At 64.3% G+C, this 17,851-nt stretch carries 15 protein-coding genes; 14 read left to right on the plus strand and 1 reads right to left on the minus strand.

The annotated features are described in order from the left end of the window. Positions 1 to 19 precede the first annotated feature (19 nt). The 13 genes from RHPLAN_RS05870 (at position 20) to RHPLAN_RS05930 (ending at position 14,184) form a co-directional block, all read left to right on the plus strand. Entirely contained in the window at positions 20 to 823 is an 804-nt protein-coding gene (locus tag RHPLAN_RS05870) for an enoyl-CoA hydratase (RefSeq protein WP_068014710.1), read from the plus strand. A 67-nt stretch (positions 824 to 890) separates the two neighbouring features. Further along, positions 891 to 1,949, plus strand: coding sequence for an ABC transporter ATP-binding protein (locus RHPLAN_RS05875; RefSeq protein WP_068014712.1), 1,059 nt, complete (start codon positions 891 to 893; stop codon positions 1,947 to 1,949). 60 nt (positions 1,950 to 2,009) lie between these two features. Next, positions 2,010 to 3,071, plus strand: a complete 1,062-nt coding sequence (locus RHPLAN_RS05880) for an ABC transporter substrate-binding protein (protein WP_068014714.1) — start codon at positions 2,010 to 2,012, stop codon at positions 3,069 to 3,071. Positions 3,072 to 3,079: 8 nt separating this feature from the next. After that, the gene (locus tag RHPLAN_RS05885; protein WP_068014716.1) at positions 3,080 to 4,141 is read left to right on the plus strand and encodes an ABC transporter substrate-binding protein; all 1,062 of its coding nucleotides are present in this window, start codon (positions 3,080 to 3,082) and stop codon (positions 4,139 to 4,141) included. A gap of 10 nt (positions 4,142 to 4,151) precedes the next feature. Next, positions 4,152 to 5,219, plus strand: a complete 1,068-nt coding sequence (locus RHPLAN_RS05890; protein ID WP_068014719.1) for an extracellular solute-binding protein — start codon at positions 4,152 to 4,154, stop codon at positions 5,217 to 5,219. Between the two features lie 12 nt (positions 5,220 to 5,231). Beyond that, positions 5,232 to 6,953, plus strand: coding sequence for an ABC transporter permease (locus RHPLAN_RS05895; RefSeq protein ID WP_068014721.1), 1,722 nt, complete (start codon positions 5,232 to 5,234; stop codon positions 6,951 to 6,953). A 214-nt stretch (positions 6,954 to 7,167) separates the two neighbouring features. Continuing rightward, the gene (locus RHPLAN_RS05900; RefSeq protein WP_068014723.1) at positions 7,168 to 8,541 is read left to right on the plus strand and encodes an MmgE/PrpD family protein; all 1,374 of its coding nucleotides are present in this window, start codon (positions 7,168 to 7,170) and stop codon (positions 8,539 to 8,541) included. Positions 8,542 to 8,673: 132 nt separating this feature from the next. Continuing rightward, positions 8,674 to 9,423, plus strand: coding sequence for an SDR family NAD(P)-dependent oxidoreductase (locus RHPLAN_RS05905; RefSeq protein ID WP_068014725.1), 750 nt, complete (start codon positions 8,674 to 8,676; stop codon positions 9,421 to 9,423). Positions 9,424 to 9,459: 36 nt separating this feature from the next. Continuing rightward, positions 9,460 to 10,683 (plus strand): MFS transporter, encoded by a 1,224-nt coding sequence (locus RHPLAN_RS05910; protein WP_084244393.1) that lies wholly within the window; start codon positions 9,460 to 9,462, stop codon positions 10,681 to 10,683. A gap of 213 nt (positions 10,684 to 10,896) precedes the next feature. Then, the gene (locus RHPLAN_RS05915; RefSeq protein WP_198164736.1) at positions 10,897 to 11,511 is read left to right on the plus strand and encodes a TIGR02466 family protein; all 615 of its coding nucleotides are present in this window, start codon (positions 10,897 to 10,899) and stop codon (positions 11,509 to 11,511) included. Positions 11,512 to 11,667: 156 nt separating this feature from the next. Continuing rightward, on the plus strand, positions 11,668 to 13,098 hold the full coding sequence (locus RHPLAN_RS05920) for an NAD-dependent succinate-semialdehyde dehydrogenase (RefSeq protein WP_068014730.1): 1,431 nt from the start codon (positions 11,668 to 11,670) through the stop codon (positions 13,096 to 13,098). A 217-nt stretch (positions 13,099 to 13,315) separates the two neighbouring features. Further along, a complete protein-coding gene (locus RHPLAN_RS05925) occupies positions 13,316 to 13,642 on the plus strand; it encodes a non-heme iron oxygenase ferredoxin subunit (protein ID WP_198164737.1) in 327 nt (108 codons plus the stop codon). A gap of 29 nt (positions 13,643 to 13,671) precedes the next feature. Next, positions 13,672 to 14,184: a DUF1697 domain-containing protein gene (locus tag RHPLAN_RS05930; protein ID WP_068014732.1), complete on the plus strand. Its 513-nt coding sequence runs from the start codon at positions 13,672 to 13,674 to the stop codon at positions 14,182 to 14,184. 56 nt (positions 14,185 to 14,240) lie between these two features. On the opposite strand, the gene RHPLAN_RS05935 is transcribed toward RHPLAN_RS05930, so the two are convergent. Continuing rightward, positions 14,241 to 16,574 (minus strand): xanthine dehydrogenase family protein molybdopterin-binding subunit, encoded by a 2,334-nt coding sequence (locus tag RHPLAN_RS05935; RefSeq protein ID WP_068014734.1) that lies wholly within the window; start codon positions 16,572 to 16,574, stop codon positions 14,241 to 14,243. A gap of 77 nt (positions 16,575 to 16,651) precedes the next feature. Between RHPLAN_RS05935 and RHPLAN_RS05940 the strand changes: the two genes are divergently transcribed. Continuing rightward, complete coding sequence (locus tag RHPLAN_RS05940; RefSeq protein ID WP_084244395.1) at positions 16,652 to 17,848, plus strand: Gfo/Idh/MocA family protein; 1,197 nt, start codon at positions 16,652 to 16,654, stop codon at positions 17,846 to 17,848. The last annotated feature ends 3 nt before the right edge of the window (positions 17,849 to 17,851 follow it).

A 17,851-nucleotide genomic window follows, 5' to 3' on the forward strand; every position in this document is an offset into this window, starting at 1 on the left:
AACATTCAGGAGAACAAGAATGAACCAGAGTGCACCGATCACCGACAAGATGCTGTCCAAGAAGGAGGGCAGCGTCGGCTACGTCATCTTCAACAATCCGGAGCGGCACAACGCCGTGTCGCTCGATATGTGGATGGCGGCGGGCAAGATGCTCGACGAGTTCCGCAACGACAACAACATCAAGGCCGTGGTCGTGACCGGCGCGGGCGGCAAGGCCTTCGTGTCGGGCGCCGATATCTCTCGCTTCGAGAAGGAGCGTTCCTCGGAAGACGCGATCGTGCGTTACAACCAGGTGGTGGAGCAGAGCTACGCGGCGTTCCACGAGTTTCCGAAGCCGACGATCGCGATGATCCGCGGCTATTGCATCGGCGGCGGCATGGGCCTTGCCACCTGCTGCGACATCCGCATCGCGACCGAAGGCTCGAAGTTCGCGGTCCCGGCCGCCAAGCTCGGGCTGGGCTACGCCTATCCGGGCCTGAAGCGTCTGGTCGACGTCGTGGGTCCGTCCTATGCGATGGAGATATTCTACACGGCGCGGCAATTCACCGCAGCCGAGGCCTACGACATGGGCCTCGTCAACCGCGTGCTGCCCGACGGCGAGCTCGAAAGCTACGTGAAGAATTATGCCGATATGATCGCGGGAAATGCGCCGCTGACGATCCGCGCCGTGAAGGCCGTGGTCAGCGAGATGATCAAGGACGAGAGCAAGCGCGACCTGAAGCGTGCCCAAGACGCCGTGGACGCCTGCTTCAAGAGCCGCGATTATGAAGAGGGCCGCAAGGCCTTCATGGAAAAGCGCAAGCCGGTGTTCACCGGGTCCTGACGGAAGATTTGCACCATTCGTGGTGTTGTTCTGCTGCCCATCAGAGGCATGAGCGGGGGGATTCACCTTGGCGTCCGTCGAACTGCGTGGTCTGACCAAGAAGTACGGCCCACTGGCCGTTGTCGATGACGTCTCGCTGTTGATCGAGCATGGCACGCTGGTGTGCCTGCTCGGGCCATCCGGCTGCGGCAAGACCACGACGCTGCGTCTCGTCGCGGGTTTCGTCGAGCCGACCGAGGGCGAGATTCGCGTCGGCGAGCGCGTCGTGTCGTCGCCGCAGAAGACACTGCCGCCCGAGCGGCGCAACATGTCGATGATCTTCCAGAGCTACGCGCTCTGGCCGCATATGACGGTGGCGGAGAACATCGTCTATGGGCTCAAGCTGCGGAAGGTCGACAGCGACACCATCAGGAAGAAGCTCGACGACATTCTCGCCACCACCAAGCTCGCGCCGCTGGCGCAGCGTTATCCGGGCGAACTTTCGGGCGGTCAGCAGCAGCGCGTGGCGCTGGCCCGCGCGCTGGTCGTGGGGCCGGAGACGCTTCTGCTCGATGAGCCGTTGTCGAACCTCGATGCGAACCTCCGCGAGGAGATGCGCTTCGAGGTGCGGCGTCTGCACGACGCCTTCCGCTACACGACGATCTACGTCACCCACGACCAGTCCGAAGCGATGACCACCGCCGACCTGATCTGCGTGATGAACGCCGGAAAGATCGAGCAGGCGGCCTCGCCGCAGGAAGTCTACGACCGTCCGGCGTCGGAATTCGTTGCGCGCTTCATCGGCATGAGCAACGTCTTCAAGGGCAAGACGCTCGATGGGAATACCGTTTCGCTGGCAGGAACGCCGCTGCGCGTCAGTGGCGAGACGCTGAAGGGCGCCGACACGCCGGTGTCGATCCGTCAGCATCAGATCGAGCTGCTGGCCAAGGAGCCCGCCGACAAGGCCAACATCATTCCGGCCAAGGTGATGCGGCAGGTCTTTCTCGGCTCGAGCCGCGACTATATGGTCGAGGTCGGGGACGGCACTCAACTTCGACTGATCACAGCGGCGAGCGAAAGCGTCGCGCCAGGCGCAGGCGTCTGGCTGAGACTGCCGCCAGAGAACTGCCGAGCGCTGGCCCGCTAACCCGGGTCAACGACAAAAATAAGAAAAGCAAGGCAGAGGAGAACCAAGGAGGATGCAAGGATGGGTCAAAAGTTCACGAGACGCCGCGTTCTGAAGGGCGCCGGCGCAACGGCGCTCACGGTTTTTGCTTCGCCGATCCGGGCCGCCGCTCCGCCCGCCGAGGCGGTCACGCCGGAGCTGATCGCCGCAGCCAAGAAGGAAGGCAAGGTCGTCCACTACACCTCGGTCGATCTGCCGCTCGCCGAAAAAGTCTCCAAGGCGTTCGAGGCCAAATATCCGGGCATCTCGGTGCGCGTCGAGCGCACCGGTGCCGAACGCGTCTTCACCCGTATCGCCCAGGAGCAGTCGAGCCACGTCTTTGCCTGCGACGTCGTGCAGTCGTCCGACGCGGCGCATTTCGTGGTGTGGAAGCGCGACGGCCTGCTGGCGCCCTATGTGCCCGAAGAGGTCGCCAAGCATTATCCGCCCCAGCACAAGGATCCCGACGGTCTGTTTGCGAGCTACCGCGTCTATCTCTGCGTAATGGCGCGCAACACGGACCTCGTGAAGGCCGAGAACGCGCCGAAAAGCTTCCGCGATCTGCTCGATCCGAAATGGGCCGGCAAGATCGTCAAGGCGCATCCGGGCTATAGCGGCACGATCCTCACCGCGACCTACCAGACCGCGCGCGATGTGGGCTGGGACTATTACGAGAAGCTCGCCAAGCAGCGCGTCATGCAGGTGCAGTCGGCGTCCGATCCGCCGAAGAAGCTCGCGCTCGGCGAGCGCGCCATCATGGCCGACGGCATCGAATACGGCATCCTTCAGCTCAAGGAAGATGGCAAGCCGGTCGATCCGATCTATCCGGAGGAAGGATCGCCGCTGATCATCGGACCGAACGGCGTGCTGAAAAGCGCGCCGAATCCGAACGCCGCGCGGCTGTTGCAGAGTTTCATGCTGTCGGCGGAGTGCCAGCAGTTCAATGTCGATCTCGGCGGGCTTCGCACCGCCCATGACCTGGTTAAGGACAAGCCGGGCCGCAAGCCTTTCAACGAGATCAAGGTGATGAAGGACGATGCTGCCGCAGTCGAACGCGACAGCGAAGAGATCAAGAAGCGATACACGCAGTACTTCAAAGTCTGAGGTGCACCATGCGCAAGACTATTTCCCGCCGTGATGTTCTGGCCGGCACGGGCGCGGTGGCGCTCGGGCTTGCCTCCTCCCGCGTGCTCTCGGCCGCGCCCGCAGCCTCGCCCGTGACCCCCGAACTGATCGAGGCGGCCAAGAAAGAGGGCAAGGTCGTCTACTACACGTCGGTCGATCTTCCGCTCGCCGAGAAGATCGGCAAGGCCTTCGAGGCCAAGTATCCAGGCGTTGCAGTGCGCGTCGAGCGCTCCGGAGCCGAGCGCGTGTTCCAGCGCATCGGCCAGGAGTACGCGAGCCGCATCTATGCGGCCGACGTGGTGAACTCGTCGGATGCAGCCCATTTCATTGTCTGGAAACGCGACGGCATCCTCGCGCCTTACGTTCCGGAGGATGTCGCGAAATATTATCCGCCCGAGCATCAGGATGCCGACGGGCTCTATGCGAGCTTCCGCGTCGGGCTCAGCGTCATCGCCTACAACACCAATCTGGTGAAGCCCGAGGAGGCGCCGAAGAGCTTTGCCGACCTGCTCGATCCGAAATGGGCCGGCAAAATCTGCAAGGCGCATCCGGGCTACAGCGGCACCATCATGACTGCGACGTTCCAGATCGCGCGCGATCTCGGCTGGGAGTATCTGGAGAAGCTCGCCAGGCAGCGCGTCATGCAGCTGCAGTCGTCGACCGATCCGCCGAAGAAGCTTGCGCTCGGCGAGCGAGCGATCGAGGCCGACGGCAACGAGTACAACGTCTTCCAGATCAAGGAGAGCGGTGGGCCGGTTGAGCCGGTCTACGCCACCGAGGGCACCCCGCTCGTGGTCGGTCCGAACGCGGTGTTCAAGAACGCGCCCAACCCGAACGCGGCACGGCTGTTCCAGAGCTTCTGCTTCACGGCCGAATGCCAGCAGTTGATCTCCGACGTCGGCGGTCAGCGCTCGATCCATCCGGCAGTCAAGGAGAAGGCCGGCCGCAAGCCCTTCAAGGAGGTGAAGACCATGAAGGAGGATGCCGCCGGCGTCGAGAAAACGGCGGACGAGATCAAGACGCGCTACAGCCGCCTCTTCAAGGTGTGAGGATCAACCCATGCTCAAATCTCATTTGACGCGGCGAGATATCCTGCAGGGCACCACGGCGCTGGCTGTCAGTGCGGTGTTCGCCGAGCCGGTGCGGGCTGCGCCGCCGCCCGCGGAAGCGATCACGCCGGCGCTGATCGAGGCCGCGAAGAAAGAAGGCAAGTGCTCCTTCTACACGGCGATGGACCTGCAATTCGCTGAAACGCTCGGCAAGGAGTTCGAGAAGAAGTATCCGGGCATCGCGGTGCGCGTCGAGCGGTCCGGTGCCGAGCGGGTGTTCACCCGCATCGGCCAGGAATATTCCAGCAATGTGCATGCGGTGGACGTGGCCAACACGGCCGACCAGTCGCATTGCATCGTCTGGAAAAGGAACGGCTGGCTCGCGCAGTATCTGCCCGAGGAGGTCGTGCAGAACTACGACAAGACCTACTACGACCCCGAAGGCTTTGAGGTGGTGACGCGCGTGCTGGTCTCGCCGTTCGGCATCAACACCGACCTGGTGAAGATGGCGGACGCGCCGAAGAGCTTCGCCGACCTGCTCGATCCGAAGTGGGCCGGCAAGATGGTGAAGGCGCATCCCGCCTATAGCGGCACCATCATGAATTCGACGTTCCAGGTGGCGCGCGATCTCGGCTGGGACTATCTGGAAAAGCTCGCAAAGCAGCGCGTGCTGCAAGTGCAGTCGGCGACCGATACGCCGAAGAAGATCGCGCTCGGCGAGCGTGCCGTCATGATCGACGGCGCCGGTTATCTCGTGATCCGCGACAAGGAAGCCGGCAAGCCGGTCGACGTGATCTATCCGTCGGAGGGCACGCCGGTGGCGACCAGCCCCAGCGTCGTCTTCAAGGCTGCGCCCAATCCCAATGCAGGGCGGCTGTTCTTCAGCTGGATGCACGGCCGCGAGGGTCAGCAGATCCTGATCGACTACGCGCGGCAGTATTCGGCGCACAAGCAGGCGGTCGAGAAGCCCGGCGTGCGCAAGCTCGCTGACATCAAGCTGATGAAAGAGGATCCCGAAGGGGTCGAGAAGGGCGCCGAAGAGATCAAGAAGCGCTACGCGCAGATTTTCAAAGTGTGAGCATTCGCCACGATGACCATCGCAGCCACTGAATCACCGGCCGGAGTCCAGCACGGCTTCGACTACACGAAGATCGTGCTCTACGTCTTCGCCGCCGTGCTGGTGATGCTGATCCTGCTGCCGATGTCGTGGCTGGTCTATTACAGCTTCGTCAACAAGGACGGCGCCTTCACGCTCAGCAACTTCGCGACGTTGTTCAGCGACCCGACGTTGATCGAGCCGTTCGTGACCACCTTGATCCTCGCCACCTCGGTGAGTGTGATCTGCTGCGCGGTGGCGGCGCCGATGGGCTGGCTGGTGGCGCGCACCGACATGCCGCTCCGCCGAACGGTGCGGGTGATGGTCACCGCGTCCTTCGTGACGCCGCCGTTCCTCGGAGCCATCGCCTGGGAGCTGCTGGCCGCGCCGAACAGCGGCCTCCTCAACAAGCTTTTTCGTACGCTCACCGGCGCCGAGCCCGACGACGTCCTGTTCAACATCTATTCGTTCCCCGGCCTGATTTTCGTGATCGCCTGCTACACGTTTCCCTACGTGTTCGTGCTGGTGGCCAATGCGCTCGACCGGACACCTGGCGAGCTGGAAGACGCCTCGGCGGTGCTCGGCGGCGGCACCTGGGTGACGGCGCGGCGGGTCACCATTCCGCTCGCGCTGCCGGCGCTGCTCGCCGGCGCGCTGGTCGCATTCCTTCAGGCCATGACGCTGTTCGGCTCTCCTGCGATTCTCGCGCTGCCGGCGGGGTTCCACACCATGACCACCAAGATCTGGAGCCTGTTCCAGTATCCGCCGAAACCGGAGCTTGCCGCCGCGGCCTCGCTGCCGCTGCTCATTCTCACGGTGCTGCTGCTCCGGGCCGAGAACATGATCCTCGGCCGGCGGTCCTATGCGGTGCTGGGCGGCAAGAACAGCGAGCCGCGCCTCGTCCGGCTCGGCAAGCTGAAATGGGTGGCGCTGGCCTTCTGCTTCATCGTGCTGCTGAACCCGGTGTTCCTGCCTTACGGCGCGCTGCTGAACGCCGCCTTCTCCAAGGTCGCTTCGCAGTTCGTGTCGTTCAGCAACTTCACGTTCCACAACATCTATTTCGTGTTCTATGAGCTGTCGGCGACGAAACTCGCGCTCTACAACACCTTCGTCCTCGGCATCGCCACTGCGACCATCGGCACCGTGCTGGCGGTGGTGATCTCCTATCTGACCACACGCGAGGCAGTGACCGGGCATAAGGCGCTGGGCTTCCTTGCCACCGCGCCGGTCGCCATTCCGGGCATCGTGCTCGGCGTCGGCCTGTTCCTGAGCTACACCCGGCCGCCCTTCGTGCTCTACGGCACGCTGTGGATCCTGCTGCTGGCGTTCCTGACACTGTCGATGCCCGCCGCCTACCAGCAGATGCAATCGGCCTTCAAGGCGATCCATCCGGAGCTGGAGGACGCAAGCCGCATCCTGGGCGCGACGCGGCTTCGCGCGCTGGCGCAAATCACCGCACCGCTGCTGCGAACGTCCGTGATCGCGACCTGGTGCTTTGTATTCGTCGGCACCATCCGCGAATTGTCGGCTGCCGTGATGCTGTTCACGTCCGAGACCAAGGTCGTCTCGGTGCTCATCTTCGATCTCAACGAGAGCGGCGATCTTGCGGCCATTGCGGTGCTTGGCCTGATCATGCTGATCGTCACCTCGGCCATCGTCGCTTTGGCCAACCGCCTGCGGCTCGGCGCTGGAAACGTCAGATTGCGGGACAACTGATCACCCTTTATTTCAGCATGCGCCGTTCTCTCCCCGTCATCCTGAGGTGCTCGGCCGCAGGTCGAGCCTCGAAGGATCGACAGCCTCGAAATCCCGGTCCGTCTCCTTCGAGGCTCGTTCGCCATAGCGCGTCGAAGACGCGCGTGAACGCGCTTATGGCTCGCTCGCACCTCAGGATGACGGGGATGGTATTGGTCGTGTTAAGAGATTGATCATGGACGCAAAACTTCCCGACATTGCCATTGCCGAACTGCTTGCCGAACGCATCGTGGCGGTCGATGCCGCTAAGCTGCCCGACGCCGCGCGATCCAAATATGAAGAGACCTTGATCGACGTCGCCGGTCTCTGTCTCGCCGCGCGGAACGAGGACTACGTCAAGGCCGCGATCGACGGCTGGGACGAGGACGGACCTTGCACGGCGATCGGCCATAAACGAGCGCTGAGCGCAGCGGGCGCGGCCTTCGTCAACGGCACCGCGGCGCACGGCGAGGACTTCGACGACACCTTCGAAGGCGGCCCGGTGCATGCCGGCGCGGTGATCATCCCGGCGGTGCTCGCCACGGCCGAACGACACGGCATCGGCGGCAAAGCCGCGCTGGAAGGCATCGCGGTCGGTATCGAGATCATGTGCCGGCTCGGCCTCGTTGCGCCGAAGATGGTGCACAAGGCGGGCTTTCATCCAACCGCGGTGTTCGGTGCGATGGGCGCCACGGCCGCCGTCGGCAAGGCGCTTGGACTGAACAAGAAGCAGATCGTCGATGCCTTCGGCGTCGTCGGCTCGATGGCATCGGGCATCATCGAATATCTCGCCGAAGGCACCTGGACCAAGCGGATGCATGCCGGCTGGGCTGCGCAGTCGGGCATGCGCGCGGCGTTGTTTGCGCGCGCGGGTTTTTCCGGGCCACGCACGGTGTTCGAGGGTTCGCACGGCTTCTTCCATGGCTTCGCCAACACCACGACAGGCGACTTCGACGCTGTGACCGGCGATTTCGGCTCGCGCTGGATCGGGCAGACGCTGGCCTTCAAGCTCTATCCCTGCGGGACCATGACCCATCCTTACATCGACTGCGCGCGACGGCTCGGCGCCAGGGGCATCAAGCCCGACGACGTGGTCGAGATGGTCTGCGATGTGGGCGAGGGCACGGTGCACCGGCTCTGGGAGCCGCTCGCCGCGAAGCAGACCCCGAAGAACGGTTATGCCGGCAAGTTCTCGCAGCCCTACTGCATTGCTGCGGGCTTCATCCGCGGCAACGTAGGCCTGAGCGATTTCTCCGACGCCGCGGTGGGCGAGCCCGCCGTGGTCGCGCTCGCCCAGAAGGTCCGTTACCGGATCGATCCGGACAATCCCTACCCGAACAACTTCACCGGCCACATCCGCGCGACCTTGCGCGACGGCAGCGTCATCGAGGAGCGCCAGCCGCACATGCGCGGCGGCGCTCATGAGCCGCTGAGCCGGAAGGATATCGAGGACAAGTTTCTGCTCAATGCGCGCCATGGCGGCTACGACGCGACGCGTGCGCAGGCGGCGTTGAAAATCGCGTCGAACGTGTTCGGCGGACGGATCGATCTGTCTGCTTTGAGAGCGTAACTCTCTCCGTCATTCCGGGACGCTCGAGAAGCGAGCGAGCCCGGAATCCAGAGGCAGTTACTGACCGTGGTTCTGGATTCCGGGTTCGGCGCTATCGCGCCGCCCCGGAACGACGTGGAGAGAGTGGAGTCAATGTCAGATCAAGAACTCAAAGGCCGCGTGGCCATCATCACCGGTTCGGGCCGCAGCATCGGCCGTTCCATGGCGCTCGAACTCGCCGCCGGCGGCGCGGCCGTGGTCGTCAATGTGCGGAGCAATCGTGCCGAAGGCGAGGCCGTGGTCAAGGAGATCGAAGCCAAAGGCGGCCGCGCCATGGTCGCGGTCGCCGACGTTGTCGACGCGCCCGCGGTGGAGGCCATGGCGCAGGGCGCGTTGAAAAAATTCGGCCGCATCGACTACCTCATCAACAACGCGGCGCTGCGCCAGGAGAAGGCCATCGACCACATGAGCTTCGAAGACTGGCGCTCGATCATCGGCGTCACCCTCGATGGCGCGTTCCACTGCGTGAAAGCCTGCCTCGAATCGATCAAGAAGAGCGACGCCGGTTCGATCATCAATATCGGCGGTCTGACGGGCGCAATGGGCGCGCCGGATCGCGCCCATGTCGTCACCGCCAAGGCCGGCATCGCGGGCTTCACGCGGGCGCTCGCGATGGAACTTGCCCCGCACAAGATCACCGTGAACACGATCGTACCGTCGATGCAGGCCAAGCCGGATAAGCCCAACGACATCCCGGCCCACCCGATCTACCGACCGCTGTTGGGCCGCGCCGGATGGCCGACCGACGCGGCACCGCTTGCACGGCTCTTGCTTGGACCCGGCGGACGTTACATTACGGGTCAGCTCATCAACGTGAACGGCGGCACCTACTTCAACGTGTGAGCGCCGTACCAAGCAGATAGCGAGACACAGCGAGCGATGACGCGATCACCCCCGAGCTGGACTGTGGTGATCGCGGTCATCCTGGCGTTGCAGACCGTCTCGGCGACGCTCGGCCGGCTCGTACCGGTCGCGGGCCCGGCGTTCACGCTCGAGTTCGGCTGGGATCAGGCTTGGGTCGGTTATCTCGCAGCGGCCAGCATTGTCGGCGCCTTGTTCGTGCTGACCTCCGGCATCGGCCTGATGCACCGGCTCGGCGGCGTGCGCGCGCTGCAATTGAGTCTGCTGGTCGGCTCCGCAAGCCTTTCACTCTATCTGGTGCCCTCGATCACGATGGCGTTGATCGCGAGCATCTGTGTGGGCTTGAGCAGCGGCACCGCCAACCCGGCGGGCAGCGAGGTGCTGACGCGCTACACGCCGCGTGAGCATCGCAATCTCGTCTTCTCCATCAAGCAGGCCGGCGTGCCCCTCGGCGGCATTGTCGGCGGCGTTGCGATCCCGCCGCTGATCGATTGGCTCGGCTGGCGGTTCGCTTCGGTCGTGATTGCCGCGGTCTGCATCGTCGCGGTGCTCGCCACCTGGCCGTTTCAGAAGAGCATCGATCCGCTGCCCGAGGAGCGGGCGCATTATCGGCTCCTCAGCTTCCGGCTCACCGACATCCTCGTGCCGATGCGTTCGCTGTCGCGCGGCGATCGGCTGTGGCGGGCATCCTGGGTCGGCGGCCTGCTGGCGATCCCGCAGGCCGGCTGGATCACCTTCCTGGTGACCTATCTGGTCGTCGCGCTCGGCCAGTCGCTCAACACGGCAGGCTTCGTGTTCGCCGTGATGCAGACCAGCAGCATGTTCGGCCGCGTGATCCTGGGCTGGGTCGCCGATCGCGTCGGCTCGGGCCCGGGCACATTGATGATGGCCTCGATCGGCTCGGCGATCTCGACAATCCTGTTGGGCTTGAGCACGCCGGCATGGCCGCTTTGGGCGTTCCTGCTGCTCGCGGCGTTCGCCGGTATCGCGGTCTCGGGCTGGAACGGCGTTCAGATCGCGGAGGTGGCCCGGCGTTCGCCACCCGAGCTGATCGGGGAGACCGCTGCCGGCTCCGTCATCATGATCTTTCTCTCGAACATGCTCACGCCGGTAGCTTTTGCGGTCTTCATCGCAGCGACCAACCGGTACGATCTGGCTTTTCTGATTTCCGGCGTATTCAGCCTGATCTGCGTGCCCATTCTCTACGGGATTGATCGTCGCCCAACCCCGGATGCCGCGTGATCGGCACTGCCTATGTCACGATTACAGAAGCTTAATTTGGCCAAGGGGCTGGTCGCCCCTAGGCTCACAAGAACGTGACACAATGTCGCGCTAAACCAGCGTAGTGTGGCCCAGTATGTCAGGGTTTTCCTGACAAATTGGAATGGGACTGCCATGCTGGGAATGCCTTCGCTGTCGGCCGCTGGGGCCGAACTCATTGAAAAACAAGTATTTATGCTCTTCCCGACGCCGATGTTCACGGGAAAGGTCCCGGACATCTCGCTCTGCGACCGGGTCGAGAAATACCTCCGCGAACTTCGCAAATCAGGTGAGGGGAGGTCCTCACCCAAGGGCGCTAGCCCGGCCTACATCACGCCGGACAATCTCCACACCAGACCGCAGATGGCGGAACTGGTCGGCGTGGTGATGAGCGAAACCAGCAAGGTTCTGGACGCCTACGCGATCAAGCGGGATTCGCACTACATCACCGGCATGTGGGCGAACATCACGCACCCGAACAATCGGCAGAACGTCCACGTTCACCCGAACTGTCTGCTCAGCGGCCTCATCTACATCAAGGCTCCGCCGAATTGCGGGCCGACCATGTTTCTCTCGCCGCGCAAGCTTTCGAAGAATTTTGAGCCGCAATACAAGACAAAGAACGACATCAATTCAGACTTCATGGTCGTGCCACCCGAGAAGGGCCGCATGCTCATTTGGCCGAGCCACATCCCGCACGTGGTCGATTCCGGCACCGCCGATGAGTCCGAGGAGCGCATCGTTGTCGCCTTCAACGTGATGATCCGGGGCCGCGTCGATCTGTTCACGGCGAGCCTGGATCTCGGCTGACGCCTCCGTCACTCCCGTCCATCTGCCGATAGCGCGGCCGGAGGCATCCGGATGCCGCGGTCGCCGCTCGGGCGGCGATCCGGGAGTGTGGCCGCGCCCGGCCGGAAATGCTAAATCCTCGCCCGAGGGAACCAGCCAGAAAAAAGCGAGGGTGTCATGTACGGCGAGCTAGGCCTTTTCATCGACGGCACTTGGCGGAAGAACGGCAGCGGCAACAAGGGCGAGGACGTCATCAATCCGGCGACCGAGAAGCCGTTGGCGCATCTGCCCCATGCCAGCACCGCCGATCTCGACGAGGCGCTGGAATCCGCCAGGAAGGGCTTCGCCGTCTGGCGCGCCACCTCGGCCTATGACCGCTGCAAGATCATGCACAAGGCCGCCGACCTGATGCGCGAGCGCCACGACGCGATCGCCAAGATCATGGTGCTGGAGCAGGGCAAGCCCTATCCCGAGGCGCGCGGCGAGGTGATCGTCTCGGCCGACATCATCGACTGGTATGCGGAAGAAGGCCGCCGGAGCTACGGCCGCATCGTGCCGGGTCGCGGCAAGGGCGTGCGCCAGCTCGTGGTGCAGGAGCCGATCGGCGTGGTTGCGGCGTTCACGCCGTGGAATTTCCCGGTGCTGACGCCGGCCCGCAAGATCGGTGGTGCGCTCGCGGCCGGCTGCTCGCTTATCCTCAAGGCGTCGGAAGAGACACCCGGCGCCTGCGTCGAGATGGTGAAGTGCTTCGTCGATGCGGGCATGCCCAAGGGCGTGCTGCAGCTGGTGTTCGGCGTGCCGGCGCAGGTGTCCGAGCACCTGATGGCGAAGGATGCCATCCGGAAAATTTCGTTCACGGGCTCGATCCCGGTCGGTAAGCATCTTGCGGCGCTCGCAGCGAAGGGCATGAAGCGCACCACCATGGAGCTTGGCGGTCATTCGCCGGTCGTGGTGTTCGCCGATGCCGATCCAGAGAAGGCCGCCGACACGATCGCGGCGTTCAAGTATCGCAACGCCGGGCAGGTCTGCATCTCGCCGACGCGCTTCTATGTGCAGGAAGACGTTTATCCGCGCTTCCTGAAGCGCTTCACCGAGTATGCCAACGGCGTCAAGCTCGGTGACGGCCTCGACAAGTCCACCACCATGGGCCCGATGGCCAACGCGCGGCGGATCGAGGCGATGGAAAGCTTCGTCAACGACGCCAAGAGCCGGGGCGGCAAGATCCAGACTGGCGGGGAGCGCGGCGGCAACCAGGGCTATTTCTACAAGCCGACCGTGATCACCGACATTCCGGACGACTCCAAGATCATGACCCAGGAGCCGTTCGGGCCGCTCGCGCCGATCGTCACCTTCAAGTCGTTCGACGAGGTCGTGCAGCGCGCCAACTCGCTGGAGTTCGGCCTTGCGGCCTACGCGTTCACCACGTCGAACGCGACGGCTGCGGCGATCGGCGATGCGCTGGAGAGCGGCATGGTCGGCGTGAACTCCGTGGCGATCTCGACGCCGGAAACGCCGTTCGGCGGCGTCAAGGAATCCGGCCACGGCAGCGAAGGCGGCATCGAGGGCTTGGGCGCCTATCTCGTCACCAAGTTCATCTCGCAGGGCTGAACAGCAAGCTAAACTCCATCCCCGCCTCATCCTGAGGAGCGGCCGGAGGCCGCGTCTCGAAGGATGGGGTGGCCCGCCGATCTCGGGTTTACCCGGGATCGGACTCTTGGGTGCCCAAGTCGGGTAAACCCGACTTGGGACGTTCGAGACGCGTTGCTTCGCAACGCTCCTCACCATGAGGCCGGGAGAGGACCTAACTAGAGCAAACAAGAGAACCATGGCTGATCTGACAAAACTCTGCGCCACCTCCGACATCGCGGAAGGCACCGTCAAAAGCTTCGAAGTCGGAAGCAACGTGCTGGCGGTCTATAACGTCGGAGGGGAATATTTCGTCACCGACAACGAATGCACCCACGGCGCGGCGAGCCTCGCCGAGGGTATTCTCGAGGACGACGTCATCGAGTGCACGCTGCACTTCGGCGCCTTCAACGTGAAGACCGGCAAGGCCGTGCAGGCGCCGTGCTTCACGGCGCTGCGGACCTACAAGGTGGTGCTGCAGGATGGCCAGGTGATGGTCGACCTCGACAAGGAAGCGGGGGAATAGCCTCTCGCCAGGCGCGGCAGCTCGGAACCATGGCCGGATATGTCGCTCTTCTGCGTGCCGTAAACGCGGGCGGCACAGGCAAGCTCCCCATGGCGGAACTGAAGGCCATGTGCATCGATGCCGGATTTACCGACGTCGAAACCTACATCGCCAGCGGCAATGTCGTGTTTGAAAGCAAGGCTGCCACTGCGAAAGTGAAGGCAGAGCTGGAGAAACGGTTGCGTGACTACAGCGGAAAATCGGTTGGTGTCGCGGTCCGCACCGCAGCCGAAATGCAAGCCGTCTTGAAAGGGAATCCGTTTCCCAAGGCTGCCCCGAACTTCACGACGGTCATTTTTCTCGACGAGCCGCCGCCAGCGGATGCCCTGAAGCATGCGACCGGGCTGAACGACGAGACAATGCGGCTGGGGTCGCGTGAGATCTACGTCCACTATCCCAGCGGCATGGGCCGGTCCAAATTGAAGATACCGGCCGCCAAGCTCGGCACAGCGCGCAACGTCAACACCGTCACCAAGCTGACGGAAATGGTGTTGAAGCTTTAAGCGCTCTCACGCGGTCGCTCAGCCGATTTTCGTTCCAGGCCGCCGCGGCGGGATTGTTATCCCGCCGTCATGTCCTGGCACGCGCGCCAGACCTTCTCCGGCGTCGCCGGCATCTGGAGCTTATGGCCCGAACCCGGAATCGCGTCCGAGAACGCGTTCATGACCGCCGCGATCGCCGCCGTGGTGCCGGCTTCACCGGCACCCTTGACGCCAAGCGGATTGGTGGTCGCCGGCACGATCACGACATCGTCCTTGAAGCTCGGCAGATCGTCGGCGCGCGGCATGGCGTAGTCCATGAATGACGCACTGACGAGCTGGCCGCCGTCGTCATAGACGGTCTGCTCCATCATCGCCTGGCCGACGCCCATGGCCACGGAGCCGTGCACCTGGCCCGCCACGATGGTGTGATCGAGGATGTTGCCGCTGTCGTCGACCGCCGTGTAGGACGCAAGCCGCGAGAGGCCGGTGGCCGGATCGACCTCGACCTCGGCGATGTGGCAGCCGTTGGGGAAGGTGAGCGGCGTATCGGTGACCACCTTGGTGTCGAGGTCCTCGGCGATCTCGCCCTTCTGCTTCATCTCCTTGGCACGCGCCGCCACGTCGAACAGCGACATGCGGCGGTCGGTGCCGACCACGTTGAAGGCGCCGTTCTTGAATTCGATGTCGCCTTCGCCGGCCTCGAGCGCCGCTGCCGCGACCTTGGTGCCCTTGGCGAGCATCGCTTCCAGCGTCTTCACCATGGCATGGCCTGCCGTCATCGCGGTGCGCGAGCCGACCGAGGCATAGCCCGCGATCTCGTGGGCGCTGTCGCCATGAGCGTGACCGACCTGGTCAGCCTTGATGCCGAGCCGTTCGGCGACCATGCGCGGGAAGATCGTGGCGTGGCTCTGGCCGGTCGACTGCACGTTCATCACGAACGTCATCTTGTCGCCACCCGGGAAAACCACCTGCGTGCCTTCGGTCGGTGAGCCGCCGGCATGTTCCAGCACGAAGCAGACACCGAGCCCGCGGAGCAGGCCCTTCTTCTTCGATTCCTTCTTGCGCGCCTTGAAGCCCGCATAGTCGGCAAGCTTCAGCCCGGCGTCGACGACGGTTGCGAAATCGCCGCTGTCGTAGGTGGTGCCGATCGCCGTCTTGTACGGCATCGCCTTCTTGGAGATCAGGTTCTTCTTGCGCAGCTTGACCGGATCGATGCCGGTGACGCGTGCGGCTTCATCGACCACGCGCTCCAGGCAGTAGCTCGCCTCGGGGCGGCCGGCGCCGCGATAGGGCGCGGTCGGCGTGGTGTTGGTGAACACGCACTTCGCCTGCACGTCCATCAGCTTGATGTCGTACATGCCGGGCAGGCAGCGGGTGAAGTTGGCGGTGTGGATGTTGGCGCCGACCGCGCCCACATAAGCGCCGAGGCTGCCGTCATGGCGCAGCCGCAGCGCCAGGAACTTGCCGCTGGCGTCGAGCGCGAGTTCGACCTCGCTGTAGGCGTCGCGGGCGTGGTTGTCGCTGACGAAGGACTCGTTGCGGCCCGACATCCAGTGCACCGGCCGGCCGATCTTCTTGGAGCCGACCAGCATCGCGACGTATTCCGGATAGGGGCCGGTCTTGAGCCCGAAGGCGCCGCCAACCTCCTCGGTGGTGACGCGGATCTTGGTCGGCGGAATGCCCATCACGCCGGCCATGGCGTCGCGCATGGCGCGTGCGCCCTGCGAGCAGACGCGCAGCAGATAGCTGTCGTTCGCCTTGTCGTAGCTCGCGGTGCCGCCGCGCGGCTCCATCGAGGCGACGTTGATGCGCTGATGAACGAGCGACACCCGCGCCACATGCGCGGCCGACTTGATCGCCTCGTCGACCTTCTTGGCCATCTCGTCCGGATTGGCGGCGAGCCCCATCCAGTCGACTGCGACGTTGCCGGGCGCCTCGGCCCAGACTTGCGGCGCGCCGGGCTTCAGCGCCTCGCGGATGTCGGTCACCGCCTCAAGCGGCTCGTATTCGACCTCGACCACCTCGGCGCCGTCCTGCGCGGCCGCGGCGGTCTCGCCGAGGACCATCGCGACGGCCTCGCCGATGTGACGCACCCGTTCGCCAGCCAGCGCGGGCCGCACCGGCATGGCGAGCTTGCCGCCATTGCGCCCCGCCACGGGCGGATGCTGCGACAGGTTTTTGACACCGGCAGCCGTGATGTCCGCCATGGTGATCACCGCGACGACCCCCTTGATCGCCAGGGCGGCATCCACCTTGACCGATTTCACGTCGGCGTGGCCGTGGGGCGAGCGGACGAACGCCGCGTAGGTCTGCCCGGGCAACGGCGCGTCGGCCATGTAGCGGCCGGTGCCGCGCAGCAGATAGTCGTCCTCGACGCGCTTCGTGGCGGGATGGGAGGTCGTGGTGTCCATGTCGGCTAGGGCTTTCCGGAGAGGGCAGATAAGCTATGGAGGAACCACAGAAATAACGGCCGGAAAAGCCCCGCGCAATGACTGAAAATGACGCGAATTCAGCCACGATCGGCCTGGGGGTCGTGGGCCTTGGCATGGCAGGCGCCGTCATGGTCCACGCCGCGGCGGCGCATAGCGGTTATGTGCTCAAGGCCGCCGCCGATCCGCATTCCGGGCCGCGCGAGGCCTTCGCCCGCGACCACAATGCCCGGGCCTATGCCGATGTCCGCGAGCTCGTGGCGGATCCCGAGGTCGATGCGGTCTACATCGCCACACCGCACCAGTTCCACGCGCCGCATGCGGTGCTCGCCGCCGAGCACGGCAAGCACATTATCCTGGAAAAGCCGATGGCGCTCACGCTCGAGGACTGCGACATCATCATTGCCGCGGTCGAGCGCCACAAGGTGCATCTCGTGGTTGGCCACACCCACGCCTTCGATCCGAACGTGCGGCTGATGTGCGACATCATCGCGCGCGGCGAATTGGGGAAGCTCGGGCTGATCAACAGCTTCAACTACACGAATTTCCTCTATCGCCCGCGCCGCCCTGAGGAACTCGATACGTCAAAGGGCGGCGGCATCCTGTTCAACCAGGTGCCGCATCAGATCGACACCGCGCGATTGCTCGCGGGCGGCATCGTCAGGAGCGTGCGCGCGCAAGCGAGTGTGCTCGACCCATCGCGGCCGACCGAGGGAAGCTGCGCGGCGCTTCTGCAATTCGACAATGGTGCGGCCGCCTCGCTGGTCTACAGCGGCTACGACCATTTCGATTCCGACGAATGGCACTTCGGTCTCAGCGAGCGCGGCGCGCCGAAACCGATTGCGCATGGGGCTGCGCGCCGTGCGCTCGCGAAAGCGGCGGACGAGACAAAAGCGCGCACTGAAACCTTCGCTTATGGGAACACCGCCAGCGCGCTGCCGCCGCACCAGCCGCATTTCGGCATCACCATCGTGACCTGTTCCGGGGGCGACATGCGCGCCTCGGCCGACGGCGTTACGATCTACGGCCGCGACGGCGTCCGGGAAATCCCTATCCCGCGTGGCACCAGCATGCCGGGGCGGCGTGAGGTGCTGGACGATCTCGCGACCGCTATCCGGACCAACCGCAAGCCCGTGCACGACGGCCGTTGGGGCAAGGCCACTGTCGAGGTCGCGCTGGCGATCCTTCGTTCATCGCAACAGAACATGGAAATCCGGCTGGAACACCAGGTGGCGGTGGACGGCCCACCGCGCTAAATA

The organism is Rhodoplanes sp. Z2-YC6860 (assembly GCF_001579845.1).
GTDB lineage: Bacteria > Pseudomonadota > Alphaproteobacteria > Rhizobiales > Xanthobacteraceae > Z2-YC6860.

What these genes read in the sequence shown, in the direction of transcription:
- RHPLAN_RS05895 (WP_068014721.1), top strand. Translation starts at nt 5,232, where the DNA reads ATGACCATCGCAGCCACTGAATCACCGGCCGGAGTCCAGCACGGCTTC.
- RHPLAN_RS05935 (WP_068014734.1), bottom strand. Translation starts at nt 16,574, where the DNA reads ATGGACACCACGACCTCCCATCCCGCCACGAAGCGCGTCGAGGACGAC.
- RHPLAN_RS05880 (WP_068014714.1), top strand. Translation starts at nt 2,010, where the DNA reads ATGGGTCAAAAGTTCACGAGACGCCGCGTTCTGAAGGGCGCCGGCGCA.
- RHPLAN_RS05905 (WP_068014725.1), top strand. Translation starts at nt 8,674, where the DNA reads ATGTCAGATCAAGAACTCAAAGGCCGCGTGGCCATCATCACCGGTTCG.
- RHPLAN_RS05940 (WP_084244395.1), top strand. Translation starts at nt 16,652, where the DNA reads ATGACTGAAAATGACGCGAATTCAGCCACGATCGGCCTGGGGGTCGTG.
- RHPLAN_RS05910 (WP_084244393.1), top strand. Translation starts at nt 9,460, where the DNA reads ATGACGCGATCACCCCCGAGCTGGACTGTGGTGATCGCGGTCATCCTG.
- RHPLAN_RS05890 (WP_068014719.1), top strand. Translation starts at nt 4,152, where the DNA reads ATGCTCAAATCTCATTTGACGCGGCGAGATATCCTGCAGGGCACCACG.
- RHPLAN_RS05920 (WP_068014730.1), top strand. Translation starts at nt 11,668, where the DNA reads ATGTACGGCGAGCTAGGCCTTTTCATCGACGGCACTTGGCGGAAGAAC.
- RHPLAN_RS05885 (WP_068014716.1), top strand. Translation starts at nt 3,080, where the DNA reads ATGCGCAAGACTATTTCCCGCCGTGATGTTCTGGCCGGCACGGGCGCG.
- RHPLAN_RS05915 (WP_198164736.1), top strand. Translation starts at nt 10,897, where the DNA reads ATGCTCTTCCCGACGCCGATGTTCACGGGAAAGGTCCCGGACATCTCG.
- RHPLAN_RS05925 (WP_198164737.1), top strand. Translation starts at nt 13,316, where the DNA reads ATGGCTGATCTGACAAAACTCTGCGCCACCTCCGACATCGCGGAAGGC.
- RHPLAN_RS05930 (WP_068014732.1), top strand. Translation starts at nt 13,672, where the DNA reads ATGGCCGGATATGTCGCTCTTCTGCGTGCCGTAAACGCGGGCGGCACA.
- RHPLAN_RS05870 (WP_068014710.1), top strand. Translation starts at nt 20, where the DNA reads ATGAACCAGAGTGCACCGATCACCGACAAGATGCTGTCCAAGAAGGAG.
- RHPLAN_RS05900 (WP_068014723.1), top strand. Translation starts at nt 7,168, where the DNA reads ATGGACGCAAAACTTCCCGACATTGCCATTGCCGAACTGCTTGCCGAA.